15 protein-coding genes are annotated in these 20,430 nt (G+C 46.9%); 2 read left to right on the top strand and 13 right to left on the bottom strand.

What is annotated here, in order from left to right:
• Window positions 1-160: 160 nt before the first annotated feature.
• From TH63_RS14930 to TH63_RS14965, 8 genes are all read right to left on the bottom strand, one after another.
• The gene (locus TH63_RS14930; RefSeq protein ID WP_076606503.1) at window positions 161-1,105 is read right to left on the bottom strand and encodes a sugar phosphate isomerase/epimerase family protein; all 945 of its coding nucleotides are present in this window, start codon (window positions 1,103-1,105) and stop codon (window positions 161-163) included.
• 48 nt (window positions 1,106-1,153) lie between these two features.
• Window positions 1,154-1,993: a hydroxypyruvate isomerase family protein gene (locus tag TH63_RS14935; RefSeq protein WP_231583483.1), complete on the bottom strand. Its 840-nt coding sequence runs from the start codon at window positions 1,991-1,993 to the stop codon at window positions 1,154-1,156.
• Between the two features lie 67 nt (window positions 1,994-2,060).
• Window positions 2,061-3,326: a nucleoside permease gene (locus tag TH63_RS14940; protein WP_048922881.1), complete on the bottom strand. Its 1,266-nt coding sequence runs from the start codon at window positions 3,324-3,326 to the stop codon at window positions 2,061-2,063.
• A gap of 184 nt (window positions 3,327-3,510) precedes the next feature.
• Complete coding sequence (locus TH63_RS14945; RefSeq protein WP_048921645.1) at window positions 3,511-4,251, bottom strand: 3-keto-disaccharide hydrolase; 741 nt, start codon at window positions 4,249-4,251, stop codon at window positions 3,511-3,513.
• Between the two features lie 75 nt (window positions 4,252-4,326).
• The gene (locus TH63_RS14950; protein ID WP_048921646.1) at window positions 4,327-5,484 is read right to left on the bottom strand and encodes a Gfo/Idh/MocA family protein; all 1,158 of its coding nucleotides are present in this window, start codon (window positions 5,482-5,484) and stop codon (window positions 4,327-4,329) included.
• Window positions 5,485-5,611: 127 nt separating this feature from the next.
• Window positions 5,612-6,163: a gluconate 2-dehydrogenase subunit 3 family protein gene (locus TH63_RS14955; RefSeq protein ID WP_048921647.1), complete on the bottom strand. Its 552-nt coding sequence runs from the start codon at window positions 6,161-6,163 to the stop codon at window positions 5,612-5,614.
• Window positions 6,164-6,182: 19 nt separating this feature from the next.
• Entirely contained in the window at window positions 6,183-7,862 is a 1,680-nt protein-coding gene (locus TH63_RS14960) for a GMC oxidoreductase (RefSeq protein WP_048921648.1), read from the bottom strand.
• A 789-nt stretch (window positions 7,863-8,651) separates the two neighbouring features.
• Complete coding sequence (locus TH63_RS14965; protein WP_048921649.1) at window positions 8,652-9,626, bottom strand: glycosyltransferase family 2 protein; 975 nt, start codon at window positions 9,624-9,626, stop codon at window positions 8,652-8,654.
• Between the two features lie 680 nt (window positions 9,627-10,306).
• Here TH63_RS14965 and TH63_RS14970 point away from each other — a divergent pair.
• A complete protein-coding gene (locus tag TH63_RS14970; protein ID WP_082161727.1) occupies window positions 10,307-12,004 on the top strand; it encodes a right-handed parallel beta-helix repeat-containing protein in 1,698 nt (565 codons plus the stop codon).
• Window positions 12,005-12,089: 85 nt separating this feature from the next.
• Here TH63_RS14970 and TH63_RS14975 read toward each other — a convergent pair whose 3' ends face one another.
• The 5 genes from TH63_RS14975 to TH63_RS14995 form a co-directional block, all read right to left on the bottom strand.
• A complete protein-coding gene (locus TH63_RS14975) occupies window positions 12,090-13,022 on the bottom strand; it encodes a glycosyltransferase family 2 protein (protein WP_053093828.1) in 933 nt (310 codons plus the stop codon).
• 2 nt (window positions 13,023-13,024) lie between these two features.
• Window positions 13,025-14,311, bottom strand: a complete 1,287-nt coding sequence (locus TH63_RS14980) for an ABC transporter ATP-binding protein (protein ID WP_048921651.1) — start codon at window positions 14,309-14,311, stop codon at window positions 13,025-13,027.
• 8 nt (window positions 14,312-14,319) lie between these two features.
• Window positions 14,320-15,189, bottom strand: coding sequence for an ABC transporter permease (locus TH63_RS14985; protein ID WP_048921652.1), 870 nt, complete (start codon window positions 15,187-15,189; stop codon window positions 14,320-14,322).
• A 106-nt stretch (window positions 15,190-15,295) separates the two neighbouring features.
• Entirely contained in the window at window positions 15,296-16,300 is a 1,005-nt protein-coding gene (locus TH63_RS14990) for a glycosyltransferase family 2 protein (RefSeq protein WP_048921653.1), read from the bottom strand.
• Between the two features lie 18 nt (window positions 16,301-16,318).
• Window positions 16,319-17,371 carry a glycosyltransferase gene (locus TH63_RS14995; protein ID WP_048921654.1) on the bottom strand — a complete coding sequence of 351 codons (1,053 nt, stop codon included), beginning with the start codon at window positions 17,369-17,371 and terminating at the stop codon, window positions 16,319-16,321.
• A gap of 1,040 nt (window positions 17,372-18,411) precedes the next feature.
• Between TH63_RS14995 and TH63_RS15000 the strand changes: the two genes are divergently transcribed.
• On the top strand, window positions 18,412-20,034 hold the full coding sequence (locus tag TH63_RS15000; RefSeq protein ID WP_197088569.1) for a right-handed parallel beta-helix repeat-containing protein: 1,623 nt from the start codon (window positions 18,412-18,414) through the stop codon (window positions 20,032-20,034).
• Window positions 20,035-20,430 lie beyond the last annotated feature (396 nt).

Raw genomic sequence — 20,430 nt, forward strand, 5'->3', positions numbered from 1 at the left:
AAGGGAACGTTTGCTATCTCACCTCCAGGAGAAAATCCTGTTAATAGCCAAAAAGCCCGCAACTGCTCTAGTTGCGGGCTTTTTGATAGATAACCGTTTTAAGACCGTTTTTCTAAAAACAGGCTTATACCAAAAATTCAGGGGCAGTTCCCTACCCTGATTATGTATGGCGTAACAGCGTTTTTTTCACGTAGTCGCGGCTTTGGGCAATGCTTTTGAAGGGGTCCATAAAGGCGGCAAAGTTTTCCTGTTCCACAAAAACATGCTTTAATCCCGCCTGGCGGGCTTCCTTGAAAATAGCTTTGTAGTCAATGCTGCCGCTGCCAATCTCGGTGTTCAGGTTGGGGCTGTTTTTGTCCATGTCTTTCACGTGCCACATGGTAAAGCGGCCCGGGTGCTCCTTAAACAGATCAGTGGCTTTTTTGCCGGCGCGGGCCACCCAGTAGAGGTCGGCTTCAAAGTCTACCAGGGCGGGTGAGGTTTCTTTGAGCAGGATCTCCAGGCCGGTGGTTTTGCCGTAAGAAGCCAACTCAAAGTCGTGGTTGTGGTAGGCCAGTTTCAGGTTGGCACTCTGGCAGATTTCGGCGGCTTTGTTGAGTTTCTCCGCCAGGGATCTGTAGTCATCGGCTTTGCTGCGGAGGCGCTTTGCCAGGAAGGGCACGGTGAGGTAGGTTTGGCCCAGCGTGGTGGCCGCCTCAATGTATTGTTTTATCACTTCCGTGTCGCCTTTGGTGATGTATTCCTCAAAGTCATAGTGGCCGCTGCTGGAGACCAGGTCATTGTCTTTCAACAGCTCAGCGAAGGCTTTGGGTTTCACGCCCCAGTAGCCGTTCTTCACCGAGTAACCGTAGGTTTCCACGTCCTGGTAATCGGCCTTGGCCACTTTCTTGATCACCCCTTTCACGTCTTTCTGGATAAATTCGCGCAGGGTATACAGCTGCAACCCCACCGACGTAATGCTTGCCGCAGCCGCAGCCTTGCCTTCGGGACTGTTTAATTCCCCGGAGGGCTGCTCATTCAGGGCCTGGGCCAGTAATGTAGGCGCCATGCCTAAGCCCACGGACAACAGGCCCAATTGCTGCAGGAAAAGTCTTCTTTTGTTCATTCTAACATCAGGTAAAAAGGAAAGTTGGGGTGGCTAAAGCCGATATTTTTACACGTCACAGATCTGGATGGCCTGAAGCAGAGAGGCCAGCTTGTCTTTGGCCGTGGGGATGAATTCCTGGGCCACAATGCCCTTGAAACCGGTCTCCTTGATGGCCCGCATAATGGCCGGGTAGTTTAGTTCCTGGGTGTCATCTATCTCATGGCGGCCCGGTACGCCGGCCGTGTGGTAATGGGCAATATATTGGTGGTTGTCTTTAATGGTCCTGATCACGTCGCCCTCGTCTATCTGCATGTGGTAAATGTCATAGAGCAGCTTAAAGTTTTCTGAGCCCAGCTTTTTGGCCAGCGCCACGCCCCAGGCAGTTTTATCACACTGGTAGTTCTTGTGGTTGATCTTGCTGTTGAGCAGTTCCATCACCAAGACCACCTTATGCTTTTCGGCGAGGGGCAATACTTTTCTCAGGCCCTCTGCGCAGTTGTTCAGGCCGGTTTCGTCATCCAAGCCGTTGCGGTTGCCACTGAAGCAGATCAGGTTCCGGTACCCGGCCGCCGCCACCTTCGGGATCATGTCTGAATAGTTCTGAATGAGGGTGGCGTGGTGCTTCGGGTTATTCCAGCCTTCGGTGAGGCTGATCTCAGCGCCGTTGCACATGGTAGATTCCAGCCCGTGTTTTTGGAGCGTGGGCCAGTCCTGCGGGCCAACCAGATCAATGCCTTTCAAGCCCAGTTCTTTCGCTTTCACGCAAAGCTCTTCTACCGTAAGGTCTTTAAAGCACCACCGGCACACGGCCTGGTTGATGTTTCCTTTCAAAGGCATAGCCGCCGGCTGTGCTGTGGCGGCCAGCGCCGGCAAAAAGCCCGTGGCCGAAAGCGCGGCAGACCCCATGACCAGATTTTTAAGGGCAGATCTTCTTTTAGGCTGAAAACTCATAATACACGCAGGAAAAAGCAGGTTAAGCAGAGAAAGATGTGACAGGGACCGCTTCTTCGGGTTCGGGCTGCATAACCGGGGCCTGGCCCGGCAAGGCGTTTCGGTCTTTGAACAGCAGCAGGAACAGCACCAGCACCGCCGCCGCAATGCCGGCCGGAATAAGCCAGATGGTTTGCCAGTCATGCCCCGCGGCCGGGGTCTGGTTGGCGTCTACCACCACCCCAGAAAGCAGCGAGCCCAACAGCATGCCCACGCCATAGGTAGCCAGCGTGATCAGGCCCTGGGCCGAGCTTTTATAGCGTTCGCCGGCCAGGTTGTCTGTGTAGATCTGCCCGGTCACAAAGAAGAAGTCATAGCAGATGCCATGCAGCACAATGCCGCCAATGAGCATCCAGTAGCCGCTTTCCACGTTGCCAAACGCGAAGAAGGCGTAGCGCACCACCCAGGCCGCCATGCCGATGGCCAGCATCTTTTTCACGCCCAGCCGGGCGAAGAAAAACGGCATGAGCACCATGAACACCACCTCAGAGATCTGCCCGAAAGACTGTTTGCCGGCGGCGGCTTCCATACCCAGTTCGTTCAGGAAGGGGTTGGTAAAACCGTAGTAAAACGCCAGCGGCACACAAATGGCAATAGAGGAAAGAAAGAACAGCAGGTACGAGCGGTTCTTGAGAATTCCAATGGCATCCAGCCCCATAAGGTCCCCCAAGGACGTTTTTTCGCCTTTCTTTACGGGGGGCGTATTGGGCAGCGTGAAGCTCAGGAGTCCCAATACCCCAGACGCAATGGCCGCCATCTGAAACGTAAGACCCAGTTGTCCGCTCTGCTCCCAGTTCAGCCAACCAATGGTAAGCCCGGCCACTACCCAACCCACCGTACCCATCACCCTAATGGGCGGAAATTCCTTGCTGGGGTTCTGCATCTGCCGGAATGAAATGGAATTCACCAGCGCCAGCGTGGGCATGTACAGAATCATGTACACCAGAATGTAGGGGTAGAACGACTCAAAATCTCCCATGGAAGAGGCCTGCCACAGCAGCACCGCGCCCACCAGGTGCAACACCCCCAGAATACGCTGCGCCGGGAAAAACTTATCAGCGATCAGCCCAATGAAAAACGGAGCCACAATGGCGCCAATAGACTGGGTCAAAAAGGCCACCCCCACCTGGGTACCAGAGGTTTTCAGGTTAGCCAGCAGGTACGTGCCTAAGGTCACAAACCAGGCGCCCCAGATGAAAAACTCCAGGAACATCATCAAGGATAGTTTGGTGCGGATAAGGGCATTCATGGGCATTGTTTGGTTAGGTGGACAGAGTGGGCAATTGTGGGTCTGGGAGTAGGTTCTTTTGTAATTTATGCTGGGTAACCGGTGCGTTTTAGAGCTTTTGATCACCGGTCTGTTTTAAGCCTACTTTGCGGAAAACAGGCCCAAACCGGCTTCCGGTCACAGGGCTTATTGGAGGCAGCCGCCGCTATAGTCGCTTGATCATGATGTTGCGGTACCACACGTTGTCGCCGTGGTCCTGCAAGGCAATCTTGCCCGATTTGAACGTGCCAAAGCCTGGCCGGTTGGCGAACTTGCTGCCTGCAATGAGGGCCTTCCACTGGTCATCCCACATAGTGGCAGACACTACTTTCACCCCGTTCTGCAGCACCTCCAGTTTGCCTTTGTTGCTGATGATTTCCACCTGGTTCCACTCGCCGGCGGGTTTCACCGTCTCTGGGCTGCTGGGAATAAGGTCATAGACATCGCCGGCGCGGTGCTTGTGGATCTTGGCATCGGGGTGGCCGTTGTTGTCCAGTACCTGAATCTCTGGGCCGGTGTGCCAGGTGTTCTGGTATTTGGCGGGGTCTTCCTGCACGTACAGAATGATGCCGCTGTTGCCGTTGGGCGCAATTTTCCAGTCCAGCTTCAGGTGGAAGTTGTCAAAAGACTCCTCAGTGACAATGTCGCCGCCCTCTTTGGTTTGCCAATCTTTCTTGGCGGCGGCATCCAGGTGCAGGGCCCCGTCACTTACTTTCCAGGCCTTACCAATGGTTTCTTTGCCGTAGGTGTGCCAACCCTGGGTGGTTTTGCCATCAAACAAAGGTTTCCAGGCGGCCTTTTCACCGGCGGAGGCAGAGGAAGAAGAAGCCATAGTTCCGGCTGGTTGAGAAGATTGGCAGGCCAGCAAGGCGGCCAGGGATACAAGAGAAAGTGCGCTTCTAAGCATAATCAGGGGTTACTGCGTGAAGAATTCCAAAGTAAAATAGCCATTTGGGTTGGCCTTAAAAAATCTACAGTCAAGCTAGGCCATAAAATCAGTCCATTTCTCCTGGCTGTTGCTGCTGGCCACCACGGTTTCAATAAAGGCCATGCCGCGCACGCCTTCCTCCACCCCAGGGAAATCCAGGGCCTCCGGCGAAGCCGGGGTACCTTCCAGCAGCGCAGACAGGGTAAGCGCGAAATTGCGGTAGAGGTTAGCGAAGGCTTCAATGTAGCCCTCGGGATGGCCGCCGGGCGTGCGGGTGTTATGCTGGGCATAAGAAGACAGGCTTCCGCCACCCGCCCTGAGCACCTGCATAGGTTGGTCCAGCCATTTCACCACTAAGGTATTAGGTTCCTGCTGCGCCCATTCCAGTCCGCCGTTTTCGCCGTAGATTTTGATTCTGAGGTTGTTTTCCTCGCCGGCGGCAATCTGCGAGGCCGTTAGCACACCGGTCACGTTTTCCTCAAAGCGCAGCAGTACATTGCCGTCATCGTCCAGGGCCCGGCCGTTTACCACGGTGTTAAGCTGGGCGCAGACCTGCGTGATCTTCAGGCCTGAAATATACTCTGCCAGGTGCGCGGCGTGCGTGCCAATATCGCCCATGCAGCCACTGATGCCGGAGCGGGCGGGGTCGGTGCGCCAGGCGGCCTGCTTGTTGTCTTCTTTTTCTGAGAGGCGGCTGAGCCAGCCCTGGTTGTACTCCACCAGCACCTTCCTGATCTTTCCCAACTCCCCGGCCTGCACCATCTGGCGCACCTGCTTGACCATGGGGTACCCGGCGTAGGTATGGGTGAGCAGCAGCAGCAGCCCGGTTTCCTCTACTTTCTGCTTTAGTTGCCGGGCCTCTTCTAAGGAAAAGGTCATGGGCTTTTCCAGTACCACATGAAAGCCCTTTTCCAGGGCCAGCATGGCCGGGGCGAAATGCGCGAAGTTGGGCGTGACAATGGCCACAAAATCCATGCGTTCCGTGGCCGGTAACTGGCTCTCGCGCTCCAGCATTTCCTGGTAGCTCTGGTAAACACGGTTTTGGGGCAGGAAAAGGGCGCGGCCGCTTTCCAGGGCATTCTCTGGGTGTTGGCTCAGCGCCCCGCACACCAGTTCAACGGCGCCATCCAGGGTGGCGGCCATTCTATGGATAGCACCGATAAACGCCCCTTTGCCGCCCCCAATCATGCCCATCCGCAGTTTCCTGTTCATGTAAATAACGTTATAACCGGGCACCCGCGCAGGTGTACCCGGTCTGTAAGTGGTGAATCTGTTTTGGGTCTGTTTTAGCCAAAACGGCCCAAAAACGGCATTTCTTTAGTAACCCGACTCCAGGGTTCTAAGCCCAGGCCCGGTCTCCTTTTTTGTAGGGCATGCAGCCGTCATACCGGCCGGGCACGGCCTCATAGCGCAGGGCCTGTGTAGCGCCCACTTCTGAGGTAAAGAAGCCCAGCAGGGTAAGCTCCTTCATCATCCTGAAATAGTGGTTACCCTTCTTGTTCTCCCGGTACTCTTTCTGCTCGTTGTCCAGTTGCGTGAGGAGTTCGGTGCGTTGTTTGGCGTTGCACTGCATAAAGGGCTTCCCGTTTTTTTTCACGCAGGCTTCGTCTAATTGGGTCAGGCCTTTGTAGAAGGTTTCACGGTCTTTGGGAGTGTAGCAGTCCTCTACCATGGTCAGCATGAAGGCCCCCACGTTGGCGGCCTTGGCGCCGGGCGTCTTGGTGGCTGGCAGAATGGTCTCCCCTACCTCGTTCAGGAAAGCGATCTGGTTCTTGTCTGCTACGGCCAGGGCTTTGGCTACCGCCGATGTGGGGTTTATTAAAAGGTCTGCACCAATGATGGTACCGCCCAGAAGCCAGCCTACCGCGGTTATTGCGTCTCTTCTGTTCATCTCTTTTGATTGCTGCGGGTTAGAGGTTTTTCTTTTTCAGTTCGCTCACGGCATGGTCTACGGCGCGCGCGGTCAGGGCCATATAGGTAAGGGACGGGTTCACGCAACCCGCCGAGGTCATGCTGGCCCCGTCGGTCACGAACACGTTTTTGGCGTCCCAGACCTGGTTCCATTCATTGAGCACCGACGTCTTGGGGTCACGGCCCATGCGGGCGGTGCCCATTTCATGGATGCCCTGGCCCATGCCGTAGCCGTTGTCATAGGCCTTCACGTTTTTGAGCCCGGCCATCTCCAGCATCTCTTTGGCGTCATTGGCCATGTCCAGGCGCATCTTGCGCTCGTTTTCCTTGATCTCACTGTCAAAGTCCAGCACGGGCAGGCCCCATTTGTCTTTTTTGGTTTTGCTCAGGGTTATCTTGTTGTCATGGTAAGGCAGAATCTCCCCGAAGCCGCCAATGCCCATCTTCCAGGCACCTGGTTCGCAGAGTGCGTCTTTCAGGTCGGCTCCAATGCCCAGCTCGGCGACGTCGCGGTTCCAGCCGGTGCGGCTGGCGCTGCCCTGGTAGCCAAAGCCCCTGATGTAGTCACGCTTGTCGCCGTTCACGTTCCGGAACCGGGGCACGTACAGCCCGCTCGGCCGGCGGCCGAAATAGTATTTGTCTTCGTAGCCGTCTACATCGCCGCTGGCACCAACCTTGAGGTGATGGTCCATGAGGTTATGGCCCAGTTCGCCGCTGCTGCTGCCCAAACCGCCTTCCCACACATTGGTAGCCGAGTTCATGAGCACCCAGGTGGAGTTAAGCGTGGAAGCATTCAAGAACACCAGCTTGGCGAAGTATTCATAGGTTTGGTTGGTCTCGGCGTCCAGCACCTCTACCCCTTTGGCCTTTTTGGAGTCTTTGTCATACAGGATTTTGGTGACAATGGAGAAGGGCCGCACGGTAAGGTTACCCGTGGCTACGGCCGCCGGCAACGTAGCACTCTGGGTACTGAAGTAGGCGCCAAACGGACAACCCAGCCAGCATTTGGCCCGGTACTGGCAGTTCACGCGGTCATTGTGCGGCACAGTGAGGTTAGCAATGCGGCCCATGATCATGTGCCGGTTGCCTTTGTAATGCAACTTAATGCGGGCAGCCACGTCTTTCTCCACGCAGTTCAATTCCATAGGCGGCAGAAACTCGCCGTCTGGCAGGTGTGGAATGCCCTCTTTGGAGCCACTGATGCCGGCAAACTTCTCTACATAGCTGTACCACGGGGCCAGGTCTTTGTACCTAATGGGCCAGTCTACGGCAATGCCGTCTTTGGCATTGGCCTCAAAGTCTAGGTCTGACAGGCGGTAGCTGTGGCGGCCCCAGGTAAGGGAACGCCCGCCTACGTGGTAGCCCCGGTACCAGTCAAAGCGCTTGGTCTCCACATACGGGCTTTCCTTCTCGTTCACCCAGAAGTCAATGTTGGCCTCATTAAGGGTATAGTCACGTTTCAGCACCAGATAGTTGTGGATCATCTCCTGGGTGTTTTTGCCCCGGTGGGCAATTTCCCAGGGGTCTTTGGTGGCGTTCACATAGTCTTTGACGTGCTCTATGTTTCTCCCGCGTTCCAGCATAATGGTTTTGAGGCCTTTCTGGGTGAGCTCTTTGGCGGCCCAGCCCCCCGAGATGCCAGAACCTATGACTATGGCATCGTACGTATTCTTGGACATGACTTATAAGATTGGTAAGAGAAGCGTCTGCGGTTCCATTGTCTTGTGGCCTAGTAAAAGAGACAATTCCTTTTCACCAGCGGGCGCCTTGCCAATTTGGCAATAAAACAATGAGTTCTTAATTCTAATTTTTAATTTGTAAATACACAAGCACCTTCCGGCAAAATCTCCAAACGTTACAGAAAATCTACAAACATTATAAGGGGAAACCGTTGTGCAGGAGCACTGGGCTTGGTTTCAGGCTTTGTAACATACTTTCGGCTTGGTGCCGTGTAAAAAAAGCCCCCGCCGTTTCGGGCCTGTTTTTGAGAAAACAGGCCCGAAACGACGGGGGCTACTAGGGGTAAGTATGATTACAGGCCTTTATTTCTGACTTAGCTTCTCCATGGTCATGAGAGATTAGTTGTGGTAAACAATGTATGATTGTGGAATAAGTATGGAAGCAAGAGGATTGACAGGAGGTTGTGTTTGAGATTACTATCAAGGTTAGCTGCCATAGCATGATGATAGCAAAAGGCATAATGCGCAAAGGCAAGCAGTGTCTTTATGCCGCGACTGCGGCAGGAAGTTGCTGATTGAGTGTGCAAGGGTCAGCTGCCGGCTTTTGGGCAAGTAGCTGCCCCTGCGGATGCTGGTGCGGAACTTCGGGACTCTAAGGACCAGGAAAGTGGCGAGCGCGCGCAGACAGACACTGCACTCAGGCGGCTCAACCAGAAGGCACAGCCAGTAGCAGGCACCGAAAGCTACGCCTAGTGCTTTCTTCCATTACTGCAATGATTAAAAGAAGCCTTATAACATAGTTTTAATAAATAGTTTAATAGAATTCCAAACAAGCTGAATGTTGAAACTAGTTATTAAGGCTTGCCTTATTTGCGCTCTTACAGCTTGTTTGTCATGCAAGTCTTCCCATATTATGTTAGCCTCTACGATAGCGAAATTAGCATAGTATTTTTTTGATTTAGCCAAAACAGCCTTTCTGCTTCCCTTAGGAAGTTGTTGATTTATAAATACCGCTGCTTTTCTAATATCTTTCAATAACTGAGCATTTTGCAACTTCTGCCCAGATATAGAAGTTGAGTGCTTTCGATATTCAGCAAGAACGGTTGGGGTATAAGCTACTTGGTAATGCCGCGCAATACGAACCCACATTTCCCAATCCTCACCATATGTAATACCATAAAAAGACCCTAATTTTTCGTAAACTTCTCTTCTAACTGCTATTGCCGCAAATTGTATTCGTTGGTGCTCAGCTATTTTAAATAACCAATTATTCAAAATCCCATCTGCTTCCATCTCACTATCTTGAAGAAACAAGTTATCCCCTTGGGCATTTATGTAACTGTATCTACAGAAGGCAGCCCCTACTTCAGGGGATAAAGTAAATAATGATTCTAACTTCTTATAAAATCCGTCCCTTACTTTATCATCCCCATGCAATATATGTAGTAACTCCCCCTGAGAACGGTTTATACATGTCTCAAAATTACGCAGGGATCCTACGTTTGAGATTTGCCTGTAATAACTTATCCTTCCCTTTCCAATGGCATGCACCAACTTCTCCACATCTGTATCTGTGCTTGCATCATCCACTACTTCAATTTGCATTTCCTGTAGTGAATACCCTTGTTGCAAAACAGATTCTAAAGTTTCTTCTAAATATTTAGAACAGTTATATACAGGGATCATGACAGACCACAAAGGTCTATTACTTTCCGAAGTTTTTGGAGCAATTAAAGGCGGGGAATATGGGATTCTGTCTACCAAGGGAGTATTATATTATATGTAAAACGCACTCCTTTTTATACATATCACTTAAAGTATCAATATTTAATTTTTAACGCAACTATCCTCCACTCCAAAATCTCCAGGTGACAAAAACTAACACCATTATTTCAAGATTTAGCATCTGTAACAATGTCTTTCATAGAATGGGAGATAAATACCCACGCCTTCGCAAAGTAGGCGTTTCTTGAAAACCTATTAAAGTATTAATGGTAGTTTCATCTTTTGCCTTATAATGGTATTCTTAAAGTTTGGGCAGTAATCATTAATCTTTAAATCTATTAAGAAAGCTAAGGAGGAGGTTTATAAGGATTATACTTTGTACCTGACTTAATACAAGCACCGACTTTTACGAACTAAATGCACCCGCAGGCATAAAGTTTTCGACAAGGGCCTTTATCCTCTTTGGCTCTTGTTAACGCTCTGGCTTTCTGTATACTATCTGTATACTATTAGACAACATTATCCTGCACTTAAAGGGACTTGAGCCACTCATCTGAAGATTTAATAAAAACTAGACCCTTCTAGCACGTGGAATTCAACAGCAGAAAGAGGTTAAAGCAATATTTAGATTATAATATTCATATAATGAAACATTAATCCCTAAATACAAGTCAGTTAATGTATGCTTTGATTTTTAAGAATTTAGAAACTCTATATAGATGAAAAAAACTCCACAAATTCACTCTGTACAGCTTTGCAGGACATTGGTGATACACATTGTAATGATTTCCTTTTCATTAGGTATGCTTCTTTTTTCCTGTAATGACAATTCAATGCCTGATGTGGATGACCCTACTCCAAAGCCGCCTGTGCTACCAGAAGCTAAAGGATACTATCTAAGCGAGCAAGGCGATGATGCCAATCCTGGCTCTAAGGAAAAGCCCTGGCGTACTCTGGGGAAATTAAATTCTGTGGACTTGGAACCAGGGGAGATAGTTTATTTGGAAGGTGGTACTACTTTCCAAGGCACTCTTATACTTGACTCTCTGGACAACGGTATTGAGGGTAAGACCGTGATGGTTACCAGTTACGGCAACGGGGTAGCAACTATAGATGGGGGAAATAAAGAGGCAGTCATTATACTTAGCGACTACTTCCACTTAAAAACCATTAACGTTAAAGGCTCAGGCCGCAAGGAAGGAAACAAGGCCAATGGAATAGAGGTAAAAAGAGCAAACCAGGGAACTTTAGAGCAAGTGACTGTGGAAGGCTTTCAGCACTCAGGGTTGTGGCTTTATAGCAGTCAGAACATTAAGGCTATTAAGGTTGTGTCCAGAAACAATGGCTTTAGTGGAATATTCGTGACAGGTGACTATGTTTCCCGCAATGGAAGATACCAGTATCCTGATGAGGATAAAGATTGCTCCAGAAACATAATTTTAAAAGATTGTACTGCAAACAATAACCCTGGAGACCCATCTGTATTTGACAACCACAGTGGCAGCGGGATATTAATGGAGTTTACGAAAGGCGCTTTAATAGACCATTGCACCGCAACCAATAATGGCTGGGACATGCCCCGATCCGGAAATGGACCAGTTGGGATATGGGCTCACTCCAGCGACAGTGTAGTCATACAGTACTCTATCAGTTTCAGGAACAAAACAACTACAGGGGCAGCTGACGGTGGAGGCTTTGCTTTAGACGGAGGGATGACCAACTCTATAATTCAGTATTGTCTATCCTATGAGAACGAAGGAGCAGGCTATGGGCTTTATCAATACTATGGAGCAATGGACTGGGGAAATAATATTGTCCGATACTCTATCAGTATAGATGATGCAGTTAAAGGCGTTACTAATCCAGTCAAATATGGAGGTATAACTACTTGGAATGGAACTGACAACACCAAACTATTCAGAAATTGCCAAGTCTACAATAACATTGTTTTAAATAATTTTTCTCCCGCAGTTTACTTTGTTACAGCTAGGGACAAAGAAAACTTTGGATTCTATAATAATATCTTCATTGCCAAAAATGAGATTATAAGTGGGCCCTCCTCGGGTGACAAGTTCTTGGGCAACACCTATTGGAATATGTCAGGGAGCCCAATTCCTTTCCAAGGTTATAGCAACCTACAAGATTGGGCCAATTACACCGGGCAGGAGAAGTTGGAAGGTAAATTGGTGGGATTGTTCGCCGATCCCCTCCTCATGGGCCCTCTCTCCACCACCCTATCTGAACCTTCCCAACTGCGTACCCTTTCCGGGTTCAGCTTACACCCAGACTCCCCTGTTAAGAACAAAGGTTTAGATCTGCAGACTCTGTTCAAGCTCAAACTGCCGGCTCAAGACTTCTTTGGCAATCCTGCCTACAGAGGTATTGCTCCAGAGCCAGGTATCCATGAACTAGATTGAAAGACTAAAAGAAATACTGCCAAGAAAATAAAGTTCTTAGTAAGTGGCTTTGATATCTCTTATTAAATAAACCATTTAATAAATCTTATTTTAACGCCCTGTTCAAAACCGATTTTATCAATAACCAGGCCTTGGCTTTTAAGTATTTTAAGTACAAATGCTTATCGTACTCCAAAAGCAACATTTCTTCACCTTTTTTATTGTTTTGGCTGTTTTTATTTAATGCTATAAACAAACTTTTGAGCGCTTCTTTTGTATAATATTCCTTCCAATATGCTACTCCTCTAATCCAGGCCTCCCTCTCTACACTGGATTTTAAATAGCTTTTTTGCCGCTGCAAGGCTTTCAAGCTCCCTTCCAACATTTCCCGGAAATTGTAAGAGGTATTTGCTTCATGGAATCGATAAATGGCAATAAACTCCTGATGGTGCAAAATGAGGTGGTTTCTGGCAATTCGTAAGTACAAATCATAGTCTTCGCATGCCCTTAGCGAGGGGTCAAATCGATAGTGTTCTACCACCTCTTTCCGGAACATCACAGCCGCAATCATACTAATATAATTACGCTCCAGGAGATGCACAAAATGCCTGTCGCTAACAGAGGTTTGGAAGGAAAGAAATTGCTGCCGGCTCTCGTAGAAATCTTTGTAGGCTCCTGAAACAAATGCAATGTGGTTATTTTCCTGCAAATAGCGTGCATTGGTTGACAAAGCCCCCTCTACCAGCCAATCATCTGCGTCTAGAAAGACCACAAACTCTCCCCTACAATGGTCTAACCCAGTGTTGCGTGCGGCAGATGGCCCCTGATTTTCCTGATAAATATATGTGACCCCGGGAAACCTATTTGCTACTGCTTTGCTCCCATCCGTAGACCCGTCGTCCACTATTATTATCTCTACTCGGTCAACCTGCTGTGCCAGGACGCTTTCAATGGCCTGCGGCAAATATCGCTCGTGGTTATGGCAGGGGATAACAACAGATATCAGATTGGCTATTGGCCTTTTATCCAATGTATTCATGATTAGAAAGCAGACGCAGATAAACCTACTGGAACGGGTTTCATGGCAAAGGGGAACCTAGGGCGTACCCACCCCCACCATTTCCCGTACCAGTCCATACTTTCGCGACAATCTTCCACTTCAAATGCCAGACAGTTTTTGAAGTAAAAAAGCTCTTTGGAAGTATCTTTCCCAAAATAAAGGGAGAAATAATAAGAGCCATCATTCAGAAAATTGCCGGGCACGGTACACTCCCCCTCTATATAGCCCTCGGGGTAAATACCCCCCTGAGTAGGTACATCAAACACACAATCGCCGGCAATTGTGAACAAAAGCAGATCTGCTGTGAGCTTAAGTTGTTGACAGTAATTATATATCTTAAACCTAACGGTAATAGGGGTACTAGTATTGATAGGCATTAATGGATCCGGTAGGTCAGGAATTAGCTCTACTGAAACAATTTTAATGGATGCATTCCCAGGGGCATTATCTAAAGTATCCCAATGCTGGCACCATAACTTGTTTTGAGAAACAGATAAATAACTACTTACCAGCTGCTTACTGTCCCCTTTCGCGTGAAGCCGTCCATCCTGTAACCAGATAGCCTCGGGACAAAGGTTGGTAATGGCCTGCATGTTATGGCTCACAAAAAGGATGGTTCGGCCCTCTCCGGTTACCTCACCCATTTTCCCCAAGCATTTCTTCTGGAAGTCAGCGTCCCCAACCGCCAATACTTCGTCTATAATAAGGATCTCCGGCTCCAGATGGGCCGCCACTGCAAAGGCTAACCGAACCGACATTCCGCTACTATAGCGTTTCACCGGCGTGTCTATGTGTTGCTCTACCCCAGAAAAGGAAATGATTTCGTCCAGCTTGCTTCTAATCTCCCGGGTAGTCATCCCCAGAATAGCACCATTCAGAAAGATATTCTCCCTTCCAGTGAGTTCTGGGTGAAAGCCGGTACCTACTTCCAGCAGACTGGCAATCCGCCCTTTTATTCTTATTTCGCCGGTGGTGGGGCTGGTAATCCTGGACAGAATCTTTAACAAGGTTGATTTGCCCGCTCCGTTCCTTCCCATAATACCAACGGCCTGGCCTTGCTTTATCTCAAAGTTAATATCTTGTAATGCCCAAAAATCCCCCTTCTTTGAAAGAGAAGATTCATCGTTTTCTAACGAGGCATAGGGATTCCCTTTGCCCCTTACAGACGCCCACCATTGACTTAAATCTCCTCTGAGCGCTCCTGTTCCAATGGTGCCTAACTGGTATTTCTTACCAAGTCCCTCTACTTTGATGGCCACATCTCCCATATCTATAATCAGATAACGTCCACAAAGCTTTTCTCTACTCTATTGAATATCAATATGCCACCCAGTAAAGTCATGGCAGTGAAGAAAACGCTATACCCTATATACCAAATGTTCCATTCGCCTACTCCTAATAAAGCATACCTAAACAATTCAACAAAGCTGGAAAGCGGGTTAAACAATATTAAAGGCTTATATTTTCCGCTTAAAAAGGAAAGTGGGTAGATAATAGGCGTAGCATACATTAGCAGTTGCACCCCAAAAGACACCAGATAAGTCAGATCACGGTATTTAGCGGTTAAAGAGGAAACGATGACCCCAAGCCCTAAGCCCAAAGTACCCACGAGCAAGAGCACCAATGGAATTAAAAGCAATGCGCCTGAAATCTGAATAGAATAATCCTGCACAATGGCAAAATACGCCACGACCATCAGAAGCAAAACAAACTGAATACTAAAACTTATCAGCGCCGATATGGTGCTTGCAATAGGAACAATTAACCTTGGGAAATAGACTTTCCCAAACAGCCCTGCGTTAGCTGAAAAAGTAACGGATATGTTATTGATACAGGAAGAAAAGAAATTCCAGAGTACTAACCCTGATAGATAGAAAACCGCGGGAGGAACGCCATCGGTAGGAATACCCGCCATCTTACCAAACACCAGAATAAACATAATGGTTGTTAGAGCTGGCTGCAGCAAATACCACAGCGGCCCTAGGATCGTCTGCTTATAAATGGCTACGAAATCGCGCTTTACAAACATCACTACCAGGTCCCGGTAACGCCAGACCTCCTGTAAATCAAGCTTAAACCAGGAAACCTGTGGCTTAATTATTAAAGTCCATTCCTTATCTGAATCTTGGCTTGAAGGATATTCCATTCCTAAATATAAATTTCAGACAGATTGCTTTTAGCTAGTTCCTTTATTAGGGATTTTAGGGAGCATACCAATTTAAGTCGAAAACCATTTATTCAAGATAACCACTTTAGAAATGGTAAATACCTTTACACACCATTTTTAATTTGAGCAGAAAGGAAACAGAACAATAGTCACTTATATTTTGAGTGAAATATTCCTTTAGGCTTTTTAGTCTTTTTTGCGGATAATGGTAACAAGCATAAAACCACCGGGAAGCCAAAAAGCTTTGCAGAGCAGCCTCATCAAAAGTTTTGCTCTCCTCATTTAAGACAAGAATTTTATTAAACAGATTGGCTACTTCTTCTAACGTGTGCGGTGCCAAGGGCTGGTCTAAATTATACAGGATATCTAATAAAGCAAACTCAGATTCAGCTAAGGCAAACCCCCGCCTTGTCAGGAACTCCCTTCTTATAGCATCTACCTGTTTCTTCCTCTCAAAAACAATACATTCCCGGCTGGCATTCGCATAAGTGCGGTAATGCATCAAGGGTTCAGGCAGAACATCTGCGCATAACTGTTCAGTATACCTGGCAAAAAAATCATAATCTTCGGCCTGCCTCAGTGAATTATCATAGCGCATACCCTGTTCAAAAAACAGTTCGCTTCTTAGCATAGCAGAAGGGTTCCCGATGGGCATCCCAAATAATGTTCTACACATAATATGCGCAGGACCTGAAGGATATTGATGCAAATAATTGCTATTACCAAAACACTGAATCCAGGTTCCAACGGCATTAACCTGAGAATACTTTTCCAGGAAAGCAACTTGCTTCTCCAACCGTTGAGGATGGCAAATATCGTCACCATCCATTTTAGCGATATATTTTCCTTGCACGAAGGGCAAGGCATTGTTGTCAGAACCGGCACGCCCTATATTCTGCCTGTTCTCCAGCAACTTGATGCGGGAGTCCTTAAACTTCTTAATTATGCCAATAGTATTGTCAGTGGATTTGTCATCCACGATAATCAATTCAAGGTCAGTAAACGACTGACGTAGTACACTACTTACAGCATCGTGAATATACTCTTCACAATTGTAAACCGGCAGAACAACTGACACAACTGGCTCCATAAATCTTCCCCATTAGCGTTATCTACCCTTGGCAATTAAGTTATACTGAATATTCCTTCTATAACTTGTGATATTATTAAAAGCAAAAAATGCCGTTTTACGGTTCTTGAAGGAAGATATTAGGTTTGCCACATTCCTATTCACTTCAATCACGTTCCAATCCTGGGTACTGTATTTATTGAATATAAAATGATAAAAACTTATTGGGCTTTTTACTACTTGCCCCAAAAGCCAAACCAATCGCTTGTAGTACAAATACCTAAACCTTGTATCATTTAGGTTTGAATTCCTGAATATGAAGTAAAATACCGCTACTGAAATATCAGACTCCCCGCTGCCTTTGGTTGAGCGTAAGATGAAGTCCCAATTCAGCCTTTCTTTAGGGATAAAATGTTTGAATACCAGTTTATCGTCGTACCAAAGTTTATAATTCGCCAGCCGCATAGCGTTCTCCAGTTCTACATCCCCACCGCACAGCAGATCTGACCCTTTGCGGTCGGTCAGGATACTTTGGAAACCTGCCTGAAGGACCTCTAACCAAGCTGATTTTCTAACGACTGCACCGGCCCCGTACAAAAACCCATAATCTTTGATCTCCCCTGGCTGGCTTGCCTGTTTGCCTGCGGCGTAGGCTAGCTTATATTTCTCAAACCAGGCAGGCGGATCAATTTCCAAAACCGGCATACCCAGACCACCCAAAACGCCTATCTGCTTATTGTCTTCCATGATATGGAAGGCCCTTTCCACATAATCATGTTGGAGCCAATTATCATCATCTACCCAAACCATGTACTCGTAAGCAGATTCTCGAAGGCCGGCAGCCCGGGCAAAATTCAGACCTGGCTGGTGTTCATAAATGATTTTAAAAGAAACCTCCGCCTTACTGTCCTTATATATGCTTAGAGCCACCTCTCTGGTGTTATCAGTAGAGGCATTATTAATAACTAACACTTCCCATGGTATACCCTCATGTACCTGCTGAGCAAACAAATGGGTTAAGGTCTGCGGTAGCCTTCTGGCGCTATTATAACAACATACAATGACAGAAACGCCTTTCTTATACTCTTCCATGAGGGTAATAATTTTTAATAAACAACTATTCAGGAAAGTATATATTTTAAAAATATTAACATTTAATATAACTGTAACGATATTTTTGAAAATTAATTCATAGTTATCTACTAATTACTCATTAGTAGGTAGTCATGAAAAGGAAAGAAAAAATTAAAGGGGTGACGCCATAGAACCAGAACAGGAAATGAGGTATTTCTAACCTTGTCACCTCTTCTACACTTTTAACTAATACTTATTAAAATACTGATTGACCCAGATAATATTAATCAGGTTAAACCTGAAACAGGTCAAGAGGGAAGCAATTAATCACACTTTATACATGCAGTAGGGACCGGGCATCAACTGAATAAACACTACGTAAGCCAAAGTTTCTATTCTGGAAGTTCCCAAGGCAACTTTGATTTGAAATTGATACTACAGATGGTTATCTAGCAAAACCAAGTATTTTGATTGCAGGCAGTTAACCACAACTTAGTAGCTTTTTAAGTGCATACAATTAATTAAACCCACTGTTTCTACCTTGTAGTGGGTTACACAAATTCCGGTACACATATCTAACTTCAGGTATGATCTGTCACCTATTCACTTCAGAGCCTTAAAGCGCTTTTAACCCTATCCCGCTATTACTTAAACCAAGTTTTTACCTTCTTCTATATATATGATAATTAATATTTTAAACTGTTCAGCTGAAGAATAAAAATATTTTTCATTTTTGCATTTAGCACATAACCAACCTAATGAAAAAGCCTATATATTTGCAGCAGACTTTAGACTTTTTATAGTAAAACAAAACAACACCACTCTCAGCATAGATATTAATATAATTTTATCAATATTTTTTTTACAACATGAATAAATAAGCATTACTCCTTTCTTATAAATTTTTGAATATCCTTTTCCACTAATGTGTTTCCAAAAAAGAACACATTCGCCCCCTTACGCTTTCTTTACATCAAAATACCTCATGAGTTTATATGACTAAAATCTACCCTCTTAACTATTTATTTCTTTTAAAAAAGAGCCTATCCCTTTCCTATGTGCTCCTTTTCTCTTCACTCACTTTTTTACTTTCCTGTAGTTCAACTCTGGACCCAGAGACCGACCAGCCAACGCCAACTACTCCATTGCCGGTCGCAGTGGCGGCCAAAGGCTATTTCTTGAGCAAGAACGGGAATGATGCGAATCCTGGAACGAAAGAGTTACCATGGCGCACGTTAGAAAAGATCAATTCCATTAACCTTGAACCTGGTGAAACGGTGTATCTGGAAGGAGGAGCTATTTTTCAAGGCACGCTATTATTAGACGCAGAGGACAGTGGCACAAAACAGCAACCAATCACGGTAACCAGTTACGGGATTGGAGTTGCTACCATAGAGGGCGGCAATAAGGAAGCCGCCATTATCAAAAGTAATTTCTTTAAATTAAAAGCCCTTCATGCAAAGGGGGCCGGAAGAAAGGAAGGTAATACCACCAATGGCATTAAAGTGGAGAGAGCTTCCAATGGCATTATAGAAGAAGTAACAACTGAAGGATTCCAAAAATCAGGATTGTTGCTTTACAGTTGTAAAAATATAGAGGTAATCAAGGTGGTGGCCAAGCACAATGGCTATAGCGGCATTTATGTAACCGGAGACTATACTCTACGCGGAGGAAAATACCTTTACCCAGACAAAGAAGAGGACTGCTCCAGAAATATCACCCTACGAGGCTGCACAACTGACAATAACCCCGGCGACCCTACTCTCTTGGACAACCACAGCGGCAACGGCATCTTAGTAGAATTTACTAAGGGTGCACTGGTAGATTACTGCACCGCCACTAACAACGGCTGGGATATGCCTCGCACCGGGAATGGCCCTATTGGTATTTGGGCTGCTTCCAGCGACAGTGTTATTATTCAGAACTGCATTAGTTACCGCAACAAAACGGCCCCAGGCGCACATGATGGTGGTGGGTTTGATTTTGACGGAGGGGTTACTAACTCTATTATCCAGTACTGCCTATCTTATGAGAACCAAGGGGCTGGATATGGTCTTTACCAATGGAATGGTGCCATGGACTGGGATAATAACACCGTGCGCTACTCCATTAGTATTAATGATGGAATCAATGCCTATGGAGGCTTTACCATATGGAATGAAAGCAATGATAGCAGAGAATTCAGGAATGCCCACATCTATAATAATATTGTCTACAACACCACTTCACCAGCAGTTGTTTTCTTTAACCCCAGTAACAATGAAGGCTTTGGGCTCTATAACAACATCTTCATTGGCCAGGGCCAGATTGTAACAGGACCCACGTCTGGAGAAAAGTTCTTAGGCAATGTCTATTGGCCTACCCCAGGCAATGAACTTGTTTTCAGAGGCTTTAACAGCCTGGCGACATGGGCCGGAGCTACCGGACAGGAAAAGATGGATGGCAAGTTGATAGGCATCTATACGGACCCCCTGCTTGCCGGACCATTTACCACTACGCTCACAGACCCTTACCAATTGGTGAAACTTGGAGGCTATAAACTGAAACCCGACTCTCCTTTGCTGAATAAAGGCTTGGATCTCCAGAGTTTGATGAAATTAAAGGTTCCTACCTCAGACTTTTTTGGCAATAAAATCTATCAGGGGATAAGCCCGGAACCTGGTGTGCATGAACTGAATTAGCAAAACAAGCAATGCAAAAGGGCTGTTTGGTTTCCTCTATCAAGGGAGAGCTAAACAGCCCTTTGTGTTTTTAAGGAATAACTTAAACCCAATTTCTCCTATATCTGATTTAACAGGCAACACTCCAAAAGGCACCTTGCCTAGGCTTTGACATAAATGGCTGGCGGAAACCATCCCAGAAACGTATCTTCTGCTTCATTTCTAAGGCCATCCTAGTGCCAGGCACAACTTATTCCATCATTCGCTACCTGAGAAAGGGAGCTGCTGCTACGCCTTTATCAATTGGCACCTAAATTCTTACCCCTTACTCTCAAAGGAGAATAAGTTAATGGAGTACGTCTTCCGGCGTTTTGGGCCTGTTTTCTTAAAAACAGGCCCAAAACGCCGGAAGAAAGT

Origin of the sequence: Rufibacter radiotolerans (assembly GCF_001078055.1) — a bacterium.
GTDB lineage: Bacteria > Bacteroidota > Bacteroidia > Cytophagales > Hymenobacteraceae > Nibribacter > Nibribacter radiotolerans.